Annotated in this window: 12 protein-coding genes; 7 read left to right on the forward strand and 5 right to left on the reverse strand. The window is 68.9% G+C overall.

What is annotated here, in order from left to right:
• Window positions 1-60 precede the first annotated feature (60 nt).
• Window positions 61-1077 (forward strand): WD40 repeat domain-containing protein, encoded by a 1017-nt coding sequence (locus tag ACH34W_RS42210; protein ID WP_395966834.1) that lies wholly within the window; start codon window positions 61-63, stop codon window positions 1075-1077.
• Between the two features lie 24 nt (window positions 1078-1101).
• Complete coding sequence (locus ACH34W_RS42215) at window positions 1102-2382, forward strand: WD40 repeat domain-containing protein (RefSeq protein WP_395966835.1); 1281 nt, start codon at window positions 1102-1104, stop codon at window positions 2380-2382.
• A gap of 51 nt (window positions 2383-2433) precedes the next feature.
• On the opposite strand, the gene ACH34W_RS42220 is transcribed toward ACH34W_RS42215, so the two are convergent.
• The gene (locus tag ACH34W_RS42220) at window positions 2434-2880 is read right to left on the reverse strand and encodes a MarR family winged helix-turn-helix transcriptional regulator (protein ID WP_395966836.1); all 447 of its coding nucleotides are present in this window, start codon (window positions 2878-2880) and stop codon (window positions 2434-2436) included.
• A gap of 110 nt (window positions 2881-2990) precedes the next feature.
• Between ACH34W_RS42220 and ACH34W_RS42225 the strand changes: the two genes are divergently transcribed.
• Together ACH34W_RS42225 and ACH34W_RS42230 are read left to right on the forward strand one after the other, a co-directional pair.
• On the forward strand, window positions 2991-3404 hold the full coding sequence (locus tag ACH34W_RS42225) for an SRPBCC domain-containing protein (RefSeq protein ID WP_395966837.1): 414 nt from the start codon (window positions 2991-2993) through the stop codon (window positions 3402-3404).
• 86 nt (window positions 3405-3490) lie between these two features.
• Window positions 3491-4042: a hypothetical protein gene (locus ACH34W_RS42230; RefSeq protein WP_395966838.1), complete on the forward strand. Its 552-nt coding sequence runs from the start codon at window positions 3491-3493 to the stop codon at window positions 4040-4042.
• A gap of 33 nt (window positions 4043-4075) precedes the next feature.
• Here the strand turns inward: ACH34W_RS42230 and ACH34W_RS42235 are convergent, their stop codons facing one another.
• From ACH34W_RS42235 to ACH34W_RS42245, 3 genes are read right to left on the reverse strand one after another with little or no spacing between them, the layout of a single operon-like run.
• Window positions 4076-4927: a shikimate dehydrogenase gene (locus ACH34W_RS42235; RefSeq protein ID WP_395966839.1), complete on the reverse strand. Its 852-nt coding sequence runs from the start codon at window positions 4925-4927 to the stop codon at window positions 4076-4078.
• A gap of 16 nt (window positions 4928-4943) precedes the next feature.
• A complete protein-coding gene (locus ACH34W_RS42240) occupies window positions 4944-5711 on the reverse strand; it encodes an N-acyl homoserine lactonase family protein (RefSeq protein ID WP_395966840.1) in 768 nt (255 codons plus the stop codon).
• The gene (locus tag ACH34W_RS42245) at window positions 5708-7078 is read right to left on the reverse strand and encodes an MFS transporter (RefSeq protein WP_395966841.1); all 1371 of its coding nucleotides are present in this window, start codon (window positions 7076-7078) and stop codon (window positions 5708-5710) included. The genes ACH34W_RS42240 and ACH34W_RS42245 overlap by 4 nt, the downstream gene beginning before the upstream one ends.
• A 229-nt stretch (window positions 7079-7307) precedes the next feature.
• Between ACH34W_RS42245 and ACH34W_RS42250 the strand changes: the two genes are divergently transcribed.
• Together ACH34W_RS42250 and ACH34W_RS42255 are read left to right on the forward strand one after the other, a co-directional pair.
• Window positions 7308-9170, forward strand: a complete 1863-nt coding sequence (locus ACH34W_RS42250; RefSeq protein ID WP_395966842.1) for a bifunctional sugar phosphate isomerase/epimerase/4-hydroxyphenylpyruvate dioxygenase family protein — start codon at window positions 7308-7310, stop codon at window positions 9168-9170.
• A 65-nt stretch (window positions 9171-9235) separates the two neighbouring features.
• Complete coding sequence (locus ACH34W_RS42255; protein ID WP_395966843.1) at window positions 9236-9901, forward strand: TetR/AcrR family transcriptional regulator; 666 nt, start codon at window positions 9236-9238, stop codon at window positions 9899-9901.
• Between the two features lie 37 nt (window positions 9902-9938).
• Here the strand turns inward: ACH34W_RS42255 and ACH34W_RS42260 are convergent, their stop codons facing one another.
• The gene (locus ACH34W_RS42260; RefSeq protein WP_395966844.1) at window positions 9939-12092 is read right to left on the reverse strand and encodes a PQQ-binding-like beta-propeller repeat protein; all 2154 of its coding nucleotides are present in this window, start codon (window positions 12090-12092) and stop codon (window positions 9939-9941) included.
• 248 nt (window positions 12093-12340) lie between these two features.
• On the opposite strand from ACH34W_RS42260, the gene ACH34W_RS42265 reads away from it, so the two are divergent.
• Window positions 12341-13330: a ThuA domain-containing protein gene (locus ACH34W_RS42265; RefSeq protein WP_395966845.1), complete on the forward strand. Its 990-nt coding sequence runs from the start codon at window positions 12341-12343 to the stop codon at window positions 13328-13330.
• Window positions 13331-13345: the final 15 nt, after the last annotated feature.

Below are 13345 nucleotides of genomic sequence, written 5' to 3' on the forward strand. Positions count from 1 at the left end.
GTGACGATCTCTAGACTCTCGGGCGTCTCTTGTTGATCACCACGACCGGACGGAGAGGGCATGGCGGTGCGGCGGCTCGGGGCGCCCGAAGATCTGGAGACGCCGCGTCCCCTCCCGGCGCGTTCACCCGTTCCGCAGCGGATCACTGCGGTCGCGGTCACCGCGGACCTGAGCCGGACGGCGGTCGCGACGGCCGCCCCGTGGTTCCGGGAGCTCACTGAGGTGCTGGTGCTGGCGGACGGGGTCGTGGCCCGCCTGGCCGTGCCCGATCGCAGGGAAGTCCGCGATCTCCTGTTCGATCCCGGCGGATCGGCGCTGACCGCCATGGTCAGCGGCAACTCGATCTGCCGCTGGCCGCTTGACGGCTCCGGTGAGCGGTGGCGGCTGGGCATGGCCGGGAGCGGCGGATCGCTCGACCTTCCCCTTGCCCAGGTCTCGGTCGGCGGTCCGTCGTTCGCCACGTCCAACGCGTTCACCCGTAACGTCGTCGTCTGGGACGCGCAGACCCGGAGCGTCCGCCACGACATCGGGAAGGTCTTCAAGGACCTCGACTACGACGACCGGGTGGAGGGCGAGGGAACCGTCGCCCTGAGCGCCGATGGATCACGCCTGGCCTTCTGCCGGCCTCGGCGCACGTTCTGGAAGGAGGACGAGGGAATCGTCGTCCAGAAGGTCGGCAGCGGATCGTACGCCGAGCACCGTACCGGCATCCAGTGGGCGAACGGTCTGGCGTTCAGCCCGGACGGTGCCGCCCTCGCCGTCGTGGGCGCCCGGCCGGACCAGACGGTCGCCACGGTCATCGACCTGAACGACCCGGTCGGCGACCCGGAACCCGTGGTCCTGCCGACCGGTGAACGCGTCGGCCGGATCAACCTGCGGCCCATATGGTGCGGTGCCGAACCGCGCGTCCCGATCGTGGATCCGGACCGCGTCACCGTCTGGAACATCGCCACCGCGTCCGCCGTCCTCTCGGTCGACGTTCCCGGTCCGCGGATCGCCGCCACGCTCACTCCCGATGGCCGCACGCTCGTGATCGCTTCTCCCGACGACGGCGTGCACGCCCACCCTCTTCCATGACCTCCGCACCGAGTAGGACCCGCCGTGACGAGCTCCCTTCACGACCTGCTGAACGCCCGCCCGGCAAAGGAGGTCTGGCATGAGGTGTGCCTGCGTCTTGCCGATTTGGACGAGGAGCAGCTGGCCGCGATCGCGCCCCGGGTACTGGCCTGGCCCGCGCAGCAGCGCCCCATGCCGGACGACTGGTGGGCCCAGTGGACGGCGGGCGACGTCCGCCCGCATCACTCCCTCGCCGGCGTGCGCCATCTCGGCAACCTTCACGTTGACGAGGACGAGGACGAGGGTTTCGACGAGGCGTCCTTCAGCTACGGGGCAACCGCGGTGGCGGCGCCTTCCGACCTGTCCTGGGTGGCTTTGGGCGCCGCAGCCGAGTGGCATCACAACGGCGGCGACATCATCCGCTGGAGCACCGTTGAGAGAGGCCGGGTGACCTGGTTCCTCAACGGAGGCGACTATCACGACGAGCCCCACGACATGCAGGTCAGCCCGGACGGACGAATCGTGGTGACGTCCGTCGAGGGCCGCCTGCACGCGTGGTCCGCCGAGACCGGGGACGAACTGTGGACCCTGCCGGAGCGCTCCGGATCTGAGGACGAAGACGAGGACGAGGACGATTACGAGGACGACGAGAGCGTCGGCCTGGACGACATCGTCCGGATCGGCTTCAGCGGTGACGGCAGGCGAGTGGCCATCGGTACCTGCGGGTCGGGCCGGATCACCGTCCTGGAGGCGGAGACGGGCCGGGTGGTGCTCAGCGTCCCGGCAGAGCAGGAGTCGTTCGGCCCCGTCGCCCTGGACGCGAGAGGCCAGCTGCTGGCGCACACGGCGCCCAACGGCCGCGTGGTGGTCCGCGAGGTCGACAGCGGCGGCGTGCAAGCCGATGTCCCGACCAAGCTGAGCATTGTGAACGCCATCGTCATGGCCCCTGACGGGACCTCAGCATTCGCCGTGGGCGCCACGGCCGACGACGCCGGACCGGCCGTCCAGTTGCTGACCCTCGGCTCCTCCCCCGCCGCCGGTGAGCTGATCCGGCCAGCGGAGCTTCCGGTCGAGATCGACACGAACTCGGTCGTCGCCACCTCCGGGACACGCGCCGTGTGGACCGACCGCGGCCCGTACGCCTTCGTGACGGCGGACAAGGGCTCGGCGCTCTTCGACTCCGCCGCGCGGACGCTGTGGGCGGACCCGAACCGCCAGGTCGTCTCGTTCACCGCCGACGGGCGGGCGATGGTGACCGTCGGCGAGACCATCGAGGCGTGGTTCCTCACCGGCCTGGTCATCCCCGACGACGACCGACCGGAATAAGTGGGAGCGCTTCACCGCCGCGGTACCCTCCCCGGCCCCGCGGCGCGGTGGTCAGTGCTGCCGCCAGGACTGCTGGGAGCGCATGATCTGTTCGAGCGCGGCCTTGAAGACCTGGTAGGTCTCGTCTCCCAGATCTCTGCGGTGACGCCGTTCGATGTCGGCGAGGATGGCGCGGGCGGTGCTGATCTCGTCCAGCCCCGCCTCGGTGGGGACGACGAGTTTGGCGCGCCGGTCGCTGGGGTCGGGTTCCCGGCGCACATATCCGAGTTCGACCAGCTCGTCGACGATGACTCCGACGATCTGCTTGTGCTGGCCCGAGCGCTGGGAGAGTTCGGTGGCGCGGACGCCGGACGCGGGCAGGTATGCCAGCACGGTGCCGTGCCGCGGCCGCACCGAGGGATGTCCCCGCTCGGCCAGCTTGGCGAACAGCTCTTCCTGCAGCGAGCGGCCCAGGCTGCCGATCAGCATCCCCAAGTCCGGCTCCCCAGTGTTGGACACGTTCATCTTCTCCCGGGATTTTTAGCCAAGGTTCTTGATTGTCACGAATCTTGACTATATCGTAGATCTCGTTGACCCGCCCCACCGGGGCCCTCTCAAGGAGAATCGTTATGAGCACCGCCGGCTTCGACTACACCATCACCCGCACCCTGAACGCCCCGGCCGACAAGGTCTGGCAGGCCTGGACCATCGCCGACAGCTACAGCACGTGGGCCAGTGCCGAAGAGGTCGTGCTGGACGTCCGCCCCGGCGGCGCCTGGAGCTCGGTCATGGTGATCCCCGACGGCACCCGCATCCCGCTGTCGGGCAGCTACGTCGAGGTCGTGGACAACAAGCGCCTCGTCATGGGCATGAACGTGCCCGGCCGCGACGAGCCCGTCCTCATGAACCTCGACCTCGCCGCCAACGGCGACACCACCCAGATCACTCTCTCCCAGACCTTCGACACCGCCGAAGACCGGGACCAGTCCGAGCAGGGCAGCAACTTCCTCCTCGACAGCCTGACGGCCTACCTTGCCGCTTGACCGAGCCATCCCCCGGTGGGTGTTGAGAGTCCGCTCTCAACACCCACCCACGTTTCCACTCAGCTACCTTCAGGCATGATTAGCGAATGACGCTACGCGCCGACCTGGCTGCCTTGCTCGCAGACGCCGAAATCCTTGACGTGGATATCGAAGAGGCCGTCCAGGACGAACATGTACGTTCGCACGCGTATCAAAAAATAATTGCCGTGGCCACCGCTTCACAACGCCGTGACAAGGACCGCGCAATCGTGGCCACGATCGTGCGAGACCCCGTTGAACTGGTATCCAAAACAGCGGTTGTCCAGCTCGTGGACACCATCGCCATGAGGGCGGCCGATCCGACCGAGTTCCAACAGTGGGCAGCTGGAATCACCCCAGAAATAGAACTGCTCAGGGCGGAAGGAAACCGCAGTTTCGTGCACCGCCGCATCAACGACTGGACGATCTACTTGACCATCAAGTCCGGCCGAGAACCGCTTGACGACGGATTGACAGACGCCACAGACTGGATGCAGCGCCTCATCGCCACCAAATCAACCTCCCTGCCGATACTCACCCAGCTTGCCGAGAACGGCAGGACACGAAAGATACGGAACATCGCAAGAAACCGGGCCAGGAGCCGCGCTATCTCCTCTTGACGACGTTCCAGACGAACGCAGAGATCGCGTCCTTCAGGTGGTGACGAGGTCGGCCAGGTGAGCGAGCATGCGTTCTGGGTCGGGGACGCGCCCGGTGAAGAGGCGGAAGGCGTGGGCGGCTTGGAAGACGACCATGCCACCGCCGTTCAGCGTTCGGCATCCCAGGTCTGCTGCGTGGGCGAGAAGTTCGGTCTGCATGGGGCGGTAGATGATGTCCGCCACCCAGAGGCCTGGGTGCAGGAGCTCGACGGGGACGGGCGTACCCGGGTGCGCGACCATGCCTGTCGGGGTGGCGTTCACCAGTCCGTCGGCCCCGCTGAGGAGTTCCTTCAGGTCCGCGGGGTCGCCTGCGTGAGCGCGGGCGTGGCTGAATCGTCGTTGTAGCTCCGCTGCGAGGGCGTGGGCGCGGGGCGGGTGGACGTCGATCAGGGTGATCTGGTCGGCTCCCAGCGTGAGGAGGGCCTGCGCGACGGCGGCTCCGGCGCCGCCCGCGCCGAGCTGGACGATCCGCTGCGTTCCGGCTTCCGGCAGTCCCCGGGTGAACGACTCGGCGAAGCCTGTCCAGTCGGTGTTGTGGCCGATGGCCCGGTCGCCGTCGAACGTCACCGTGTTGACCGCGCCGAGCCGCGCGGCGTCGGGCGACAGCTCGTCCAAGTGGGGGATCACGGTCTGCTTGCACGGATGGGTGATGTTGAGGCCGGTGTAGCCGAGCCGCCGGGCGGCGCGGACGAGGTCGCCGGCGGCCTCGGCGCCCAGGCCCAGCTCGGCGATGTCGATGGTGCGGTAGAGGTAGCGCAGGCCGTGGTGGTCCGCCTCACGGTGGTGCAGGACGGGGCTGAGCGACGTGGTGATCGTCGAACCGATCAGCCCGATCAGGTGCTCCATCGATCTCCTGTCAGGGTCAGGCCACGGTGGCGACGTGGTCGCCGAGCGGGCACGGGAAACGGCGGAGGACCTCGGGATCATGGCCCGGCACGATCGGGCCGTCGGCGAGTTCCTTGATCCGGTCGAACGCGCCGTACATGCCGGTCATGCTGTGCAGGATGGCGAACGGGCGGTCCTCCTCGACGTTCTCGTAGAAGTGGCTCGCGTCGGAGGCCAGCACGACGTGGCCGCTGGCGGTACGCACCCGGACGATCTGCATTCCGGCCGTGTGACCGCCGACCAAATGCACGCTCAGCCCGGGCACGACGTCGGCGTCTCCGTCCACGAGTGACAGCCTGTCGCGGGCCTTGAGCAGGTGATCCAGATCGCGGTCGCTGACCAGCCAGCGTTCCCGTTCAATGCGCTTGGCCCAGGGGCCGGTCCAGTAGTCGAGCTCGGCCTGCTGCACGACGTACCGCGCCTCCTTGAAGGCGTCGGCCGTTCCGGTGTGGTCGTAGTGCAGGTGGGTCAGCACCACGTGGTCGACCGAGCCTGCGGCGAAGCCCATCTGCTCCAGCATCGCCACTGGGGAGGCCACGTAGTCCAGGCCAGGGAGTCCCTCGGCACGGTCCGAGGAGATCCCAGTGTCGATCACGACGGTGTGCTGGTCGGAGACCGCGAGCCAGACGTAGTACGCGGTGGGGTGCGGCTCGTCCCAGCGTTCGTCGCAGCCGTGGAAGTGCTGGCCGCGCCGGGCGTCTCGATGTCCGTAGCAGATCGCGTAGACGCGGAACACGTCTGTCATGGCCTGCCCGGGACGCTCTCGCGCGGCGCCGCCGCCCGGACCGGCTCGTCGGCGGGCTTGGCGCCCAGCCGTTCGGTCGGCACGTCGTAGGTCTCGCGCGCGGTCGCCACGGCGACCACGTTCACCAGGCACAGGACGGCGGTGACGACCGCGACGCCGAACCACGCGCCCTTGCCCGGGCCGGCGATGGCACCGGCGAAGGTGGGGGCGAAGCCGGCGATGGCGAACCCGATCTGGGTGCCGATGGCCATGCCCGACAGGCGTACGCGGGCACTGAACATCTCGCCGTAGAAGGCCGGCCACACGCCGCTGGTGGCGCTGTGCACGATGCCGAACATCACGATGCCGAAGAAGAAGATCAGACCCCACGCGCCGATGGAGATCGACCACAGGTAGCCGAACATCAGCGCGGCGCAGCCCAGCGAGCCCGCGATGAACACCGGCTTGCGGCCGATCCGGTCCGACAGGTTGCCCCAGAAGGGGATCGCAAGCAGCGCCGCCGCGTTGGCGAGCACACCGACCCAGAGCATCGGGGTCTTGCTCAGCTCGATGGTGTTGACCGCGTACGAGAGGGCGTAGACGGTGAAGATCGTGCTCACCGAGGCGATCACGGCGGCGACCATGACGCGCAGCACATCGGCCCAGTGGTCGCGGAACAACACGGCGAGGGGGAGGCCGGCGACCGCGCCGCGTTCGGCCTCCTCCTCGAACACCGGGGTCTCGGCCAGCTTGCTGCGGATGACGAACGCGGCGATCATGACCACCGCGCTGAGCCAGAACGGGATGCGCCAGCCCCAGGCCAGGAGCTGGTCCTCGGGCATCACCGCGATGGGCAGGAAGATCGCGGTGGCGAGGATCTGGCCGGCCTGGGTGCCGTTGAGGGTGAAGCTCGTGTAGTAGGCACGGCGGTGTGAGGGGGCGTGCTCCAGCGTCATGGAATTGGCGCCCGCCTGCTCGCCGCCCGCCGACAGGCCCTGGAGCAGCCTGAGGACCACCAGGAGCACCGGCGCGGCCACGCCCACCTGCGCGTATGTTGGCAGGCAGCCGACAAGGAACGTCGCGACTCCCATGAGCATGACGGTGAAGACGAGCACCTTCTTGCGGCCGAATCGGTCGCCGACGTGACCGAGGACGAGCGCCCCGACCGGACGGGCCAGGTAGCCGACGCCGAACGTGGCCAGGGCCAGCAGGGTGCCGGCGGCGGGTTCGGAGTCAGGGAAGAACACCTTGCCGAAGACCAGGGCCGCCGCGGTCCCGTAGATGAAGAAGTCGTAGTACTCCAGGGCGCTGCCGATCCAGGCGGCTAGAGCCGCCTTGCGCGGCTGGCCCTCTCTAACCGGCGGCGGGACGTCGGGGTGGTCGCTCATGCGGGGTCTCCTCGGACGCGGGGGCGGGGAGCGAGGGCCGCAGGCCGGAAGGGCCGTACGTACTAGATAGTTCATTAATCCGGACATCCATATCGTCACGGTGGCGCGCGTCACATGTCAAGGCCTCAGACGTTGGCGAGATTCGCCGATGGACGTCGCGACGAGCTGAAATAGGCTAACGAACCAGTTCGTCCATTCATGCGCCGATCACCGGGAGGCATGGCACACCATGCGCAGGTCCATCGCGACGGTGTCGCTCAGCGGCACGCTGGCCGACAAGCTGACCGCCATCGGCGCGGCCGGATTCGACGGGGTCGAGATCTTCGAGAACGATCTGATCGCCGCCGATCTGAGCCCCGAGGACGTGCGCCACCGCGCCGCCGATCTCGGGCTGGCGATCGAGCTCTACCAGCCCTTCCGGGACTTCGAGGCGGTCCCGCCCAGCGCTTTGGCGCGGTCGCTGCACCGCGCCGAGCACAAGTTCGCTGTCATGGAACGGCTCGGCGCGACCTGCCTGCTGGTCTGTTCGAGCGTCTCCCCCGCCGCCGTGGACGACGACGCCCTGGCCGCCGAGCACCTGCGCCTGCTGGCCGAACGCGCCGCCGAGCACGGCATCCGGATCGCGTACGAGGCCCTGGCCTGGGGCCGGCATGTGCACGACTACCTGCACTCGTGGCGGATCGTGCGCGCCGCCGACCATCCCAACCTGGGCCTGTGCCTGGACAGTTTCCACATCCTGGCCCGGGACGTCGATCCCTACGCGATCGAGACGATCCCCGGCGAGAAGATCTTCTTCCTGCAGCTGGCCGACGCCCCGTCCTTGCCGATGGACGTCCTGTACTGGAGCAGGCATTACCGCTGTTTCCCCGGGCAGGGCGACCTGGATGTGGCGGGCCTGGTCTCCCACGTACTGCGCACGGGGTACGACGGGCCGCTGTCACTGGAGGTGTTCAACGACATCTTCCGGCAGGCCGCGTCCATGCGCACCGCCCAGGACGCCATGCGCTCTCTCATCGCGCTGGAGGAACAGGTCTCCACGACGATCGGCGACTCCCCCAAGCCGGTGCGGCTCACCGTGCCACCGCCCGCCGTGATCCCGAGCGGGTTCGCGTTCGCCGAGCTCGCCGCCCCGGCCATCGGCACCGCCGGTGGGCCGCTCGCCGGGATCCTCGACGCGCTCGGGTTCGTCCGTACGGGTGTGCACGCGCACAAGCCGGTCGAGCTGTGGGAGCAGGGCGAGGCCCGGATCCTGCTGAACGCGGGCAGCCCCGAGGGACGGGAAGGGCCCGCCCTCACCGCGATCGGGCTGGAGTCCCCCGACCCTGCGGCGGCGGTCAAGCGCGCCGAGTCGCTTCTTTCCCCGGTCCTGCCGCGGCTGCGCGACCCTCATGACGCCCAGCTGGACGCCGTGGCGGCCCCGGACGGCACCGAGGTGTTCTTTTGCCGGACCGCGCAACCCGACCACTCCAGCTGGCTGGACGACTTCAGCCTGGACCGCCGCGACACCACCGCCACGGGCGCTGCGGGCGAGATCACCCATATCGATCATGTTGCGCTGACGCAGCCGTGGCACCACTTCGACGAGGCGTCGCTGTTCTACCGGAGCGTCCTCGGCCTGTCCCCGCACCAAAGCCTGGAACTGCCCGACCCGTACGGACTGCTGCGCAGCCGCGCGGTGTCGACACCGGACGACCGGGTCCGGATGGCCCTCAACGTCGCCTACGTCGGCGCCTCCGACGGGAGGCCGGACGTGGCCTGGCAGCACATCGCCCTGGCGAGCGACGACATCGTCGCCACGGCCCGCCGCCTGCACACGGCGGGCACCGCGCCGCTGGCCATCCCGGACAACTACTACGACGACCTTGAGGCGCGCCACGATCTGGGCGCCCGCCGGCACACGCTGCTGCGTGAACTGCGGCTGCTGTACGACCGGGACGAGCACGGCGAGTTCCTGCACTTCTACACCGTCACCACCGGCCGGGTCTTCTTCGAGGTCGTCCAGCGGCTCGGCGGCTACCGGGGCTACGGCGCGGCCAACGCGCCGGTCCGGCTGGCCGTCCAGCACGCCCGGCTGCACCACCGGTCGGACTAGGACGTGTCTCGGCGCCGCGGCGTCATAGGATGAGCCTGCTTTCCGTAGTCATGCCATGGAGTCACATGCCGTCGCAGCCCGCAACGCCCGCCGCCGGAGAGCGGCAGCGTGACGCCGACCGCACCCGGGCGGAGATCCTGGCGATCGCCCAGCGTGAGTTCGCGCGGCACGGCTACGCCGGTGCCCGGGTCGACGACATAGCCGCGCTCATGCGCACGACCAAGCGGATGATCTACTACTACTTCGGCGGCAAGGAGAACCTCTACGTCGCCGTGCTGGAGAAGGCCTACAAGGAGGTCAGGTCGCTGGAGTCGACCATCGACGTCCAGCATCTGGCTCCGGTCGAGGCGATCCGCACGCTGGCCGAGCTGACCTTCGACCACCACGAGGCCCATCCGGACTTCATCAAGCTCGTCAGCATCGAGAACATCCACCAGGCCGAGCACCTGCGCAAGTCAGAGGCGCTGGTCAACCTGGGCGCCCCGGTGGTGGAGCTGATCTCGCAGATCCTCCAGGCGGGACGGGCGAGCGGCGACTTCGTGGCCGGCGCCGACGCGATCGACGTGCACATGATGATCAGTTCGTTCTGCTTCTTCCGCATCGCCAACCAGCACACGTTCGGCGCGCTCTTCGGACGCGACATGACCGCGCCCGAGCACCGGGAGCGGCACCGGCGGATGATCGGCGAGATGGTCGTCGCCTACCTCACCGGAGCCGGACCCGGGGTCTGACCGGCCCAGGCTTCCCTCTGCCGGCAGAGGTGAGGGGTCACTGGACGACGATCTTTCCGGTGCTCTGCGGGAAGACGGGGTCGTTGAAGAAGTACTCGCCGCGCCGAGTGAACGTGTGGCTGAAGGTCTCCCCCGGCTTGAGGCGGCCGGTGTTGAACTCGTGCTCGAAGAACGACGCGGCGCCGTGGCTGTGCTCGTTGCCGACAGGGTTGGCGAAAGTGACCGTCGTGCCGAGAGGCACCGTCATGTGCTGCGGCGCCATCGCGTTCTGGGCCACGACGTTCTCCGTCGCGCCGGGCCGTCCGGCTGCTGCGTCCCAAACGCGGCCGAGCGTGACGGTGTTCTGCGCGGCCGCCCCGGTCACAGCGGCGGATCGGATCTGGTTGCGCTTGGACGGCGGTGTCGGGGTGGCCGCAGGGGCGACCGTGCCGCCGAGCTTGAACGCCCACAGGTGGTCGCCGCGCGGGATGTCGGGGTAGGGAAGGCCGTTGCCCCCGGCGAGCACCGCGATGTACTGCTCGCCGTCGATTTCGTAACTGACCGGGCTGGTGTGCACGCCCGCGCCGCACTGCCACTGCCACAGCTCACGGCCGTCGCTGTCGTCCATCGCTACTAGCACGCCGTCGGGGCGTCCCTGGAACATCACCCGTCCGGCGGTGCTCAGGATGCCGTTGCCGTGAGCCAGCGACCAGTCGCCCTCCCGGCGCCACACCGGCTTGTTGGTGCGCGGGTCGACCGCGACGATGCCGCCGGAGAAGTACTCCCCCAGCGGACGGGCGGTGTTGACGCGGCCGCCGTTGGTGTTGGAGTACGAGGAGTTGATGAGGCCGTATCCCACGTAGAGGAATCCGGTGTACGGGCTGAAGGAGATGTGCGACCAGTCCGCACCGCCGCCGGCCCCGGGGTAGAGGATCGTGGCGTCGTCCCAGAACGGCGTGTAGATCTTGCCGGTCGGGTAGTACGGCACGGGCCGCGTGGTGTCGTGCTGGCTCGGCGCCTGGCGGACGAACGGCGCGCCTCCGGGGAAGGGCTGCGTGGGCCAGGTCTTCTGGCGGGCATCCTGCGGAACGGGACGCTCGGTCATCCCGTGTACGGGCTTACCGGTGGCGCGATCGAGGATGTAGTACATGCCGGTCTTGCTGCCGTAGACGACGACCTTGCGCCTGCGGTGCCCGATCTGCAGGTCGACCAGCACCGGCGCCATCACGTTGTCGAAGTCCCAGATGTCGTGGTGGACCGACTGGAAGTGCCAGCGGCGTGCGCCGGTCTTGGCATCGATGGCCACGAGGCAGTTGGAGAACAGGTTGGCACCGCCGCGAGTTGAGCCGTTGGTCCGCGGATAGGGGTTGCCGAACGTCCAGTAGACCAGGCCCAGGTCGGAGTCGACGGCGGGGTGCATCCAGCAGACCGCGCCGCCGGTCTTCCAGCTCTCGCCCTCCCAGGTGTCGTTGCCGTACTCACCCGGTCCGGGCGCTCCCCAGAACGTCCAGGCGACCTCGCCTGTGCGGGCGTTGAGAGCGTAGCCGCGGCCACGGGCTCCGGCGGTGCTGCCCTCGGTGCCGACGTAGATCATGCCGTCGAAATAGACGATCGCCCCGGCCAGGCCGCCGCGATTGCCGCCGCACTGGCCGCTCTGCGGATCGCAGCCGGGGTCGCCCTCCCCGGCGACCAGCAGTTCGCGCCGCCAGACGACGGCACCGGTCTCCCGGTCGAGGGCGTAGACGATGTTCTCGCCGGAGGTGGTGTAGACGAGGCCGCCACCAAGGCCGACGCCGCGCATGTTGGTCCGCTCGGAGCCGACGTTGGTCTTCCACTTGATCGCGCCGGTCCGGCCGTCCACGGCGAAGACGTTCTGCTGCTGGGTCTGGACGTAGAGCACGCCGTCCTCGACGACGATGGTGCTCTGCTGGGTGGCGGTCGTGCTGCCGCCCTCCAGGTTCAGGTGCCAGGCGCCGCCAAGACGGCGCACGTTGCGACGGGTGATCCTGCGCAGCGCGCTGTGGTTCTGGTTGCCGAGGTTGCCGCCGACCTTGGGGAAGTCGCGCCCGGCCGGGCGCAGGCCCGGGGACTGCGGCGGGACGGGTCCGGCGAGCGAGGTGGCGCCCTCGGCGTGAGCCGGGTCGCGGAACGTGGTGAAGGCCGCGGTGCCGCCGACGGCCGCGGCGCCGGTGAGGAAGCTCCGTCGTCTCATGCTGCTCTCCCAACGTCCACAGGGTGGTCCACTAGACGGTTTTATTGATCCGTTTAGCGGACGACACCGTAAGCCGCCCTTGGCTCACCTGGCAAGGGTGTGTCACGAGAAATTCCCTCCCTTCCTCCTGCGTTCAGCTTGCGAGTCTTGCCGTTGCCCGATCAGCGTGAGATGGTCAGCAAACCTCTTAGCGGTGCCACTAGACCACTAGATGGACCTCAAGAAATCGCGAGGAAGGAACCCGCTCCATGAGGAGACACTCCCCCCACGTGCTCACCGCGGTGCTCACCTCGGTCGCGACCGCCGCCGTCATCACCGCGGCCACCCTCGTGAGCGGGCTGCCGGCCACGGCGGGCGGCGGAGCCGCGCCCCGGGACCGCGGAGCCGCGCAGCTCGGCGATCCCGACTACGGCGTCTGCCGAGGCACCGACCCGCGCTGCTACCACGACTGGGGCAACTTCGACCCGGCCGAGGGCTACAAGATCCTCGTCTACAGCCGTACCGCCGGCCCGCGCCACGCCAACCTCGGCCCGGCGCTCGCGGCGGGCCTCAACCCGCCGCTCGCCGAGGCGAACGTCGCGCAGAGCGCCCTGGTGAAGATGGGCAAGGACCACGGCTTCGGCGTGGACTGGACCGAGGACGTCACACAGCTGTCCTCGGCGTCGCGGCTGTTCAACTACAACGCCGTGGTCTTCATGAGCACGACGCGCGACACCCTGGACGACTCCGCGCAGACCGCCCTGCGGCAGTACGTCCGGGGCGGCGGCGGGTTCGTGGGCATCCACAACGCGTTCGGCACCGAGTACAACTGGCCCTGGTACGAAGGCCTCCTCGGCGGCACCAACTTCTACGACCATGGTCCGGCGCAGCCGGGCACCGTCCAGACCACGAGCCGTAAGGACGCCTCAACGGCCGGGTTGCCAGCGCGGTGGTCGTTCAGCGACGAGTGGTACAACCTGGTCCCCTTCCCTTCGCGAGTGCGCGTGCTGGCGACGGTGGACGAACGTTCGCTCACCAGGGGTGTGCGTGGCGGCTCCGGGCATCCGGGCCATGGCTCCGGCCACCCGGTGGCCTGGTGCCAGTACTACGACGGCGGCCGCGCCTGGCTGACCACACTCGGGCACGACGCCAAGGCGTTCACCGACGACGGGAGCACCTTCGCCGGGGCCCGCCAGTTCCAGAGCCTGGTGCTCGGGGGCATCGAGTCCGCCATGGGCCACAAGCCCTTCTGCCGCTGATAACGCAGAGCACAT

This window comes from Actinomadura sp. 6N118 (assembly GCF_044326415.1).
In the GTDB taxonomy this organism is placed as follows: domain Bacteria; phylum Actinomycetota; class Actinomycetes; order Streptosporangiales; family Streptosporangiaceae; genus Spirillospora.

Excerpts from the sequence above, each read along its gene's own strand:
- ACH34W_RS42210 (WP_395966834.1), top strand. The coding sequence starts at position 61 with ATGGCGGTGCGGCGGCTCGGGGCGCCCGAAGATCTGGAGACGCCGCGT.
- ACH34W_RS42225 (WP_395966837.1), top strand. The coding sequence starts at position 2,991 with ATGAGCACCGCCGGCTTCGACTACACCATCACCCGCACCCTGAACGCC.
- ACH34W_RS42230 (WP_395966838.1), top strand. The coding sequence starts at position 3,491 with ATGACGCTACGCGCCGACCTGGCTGCCTTGCTCGCAGACGCCGAAATC.
- ACH34W_RS42235 (WP_395966839.1), bottom strand. The coding sequence starts at position 4,927 with ATGGAGCACCTGATCGGGCTGATCGGTTCGACGATCACCACGTCGCTC.
- ACH34W_RS42240 (WP_395966840.1), bottom strand. The coding sequence starts at position 5,711 with ATGACAGACGTGTTCCGCGTCTACGCGATCTGCTACGGACATCGAGAC.
- ACH34W_RS42245 (WP_395966841.1), bottom strand. The coding sequence starts at position 7,078 with ATGAGCGACCACCCCGACGTCCCGCCGCCGGTTAGAGAGGGCCAGCCG.
- ACH34W_RS42250 (WP_395966842.1), top strand. The coding sequence starts at position 7,308 with ATGCGCAGGTCCATCGCGACGGTGTCGCTCAGCGGCACGCTGGCCGAC.
- ACH34W_RS42255 (WP_395966843.1), top strand. The coding sequence starts at position 9,236 with ATGCCGTCGCAGCCCGCAACGCCCGCCGCCGGAGAGCGGCAGCGTGAC.
- ACH34W_RS42260 (WP_395966844.1), bottom strand. The coding sequence starts at position 12,092 with ATGAGACGACGGAGCTTCCTCACCGGCGCCGCGGCCGTCGGCGGCACC.
- ACH34W_RS42265 (WP_395966845.1), top strand. The coding sequence starts at position 12,341 with ATGAGGAGACACTCCCCCCACGTGCTCACCGCGGTGCTCACCTCGGTC.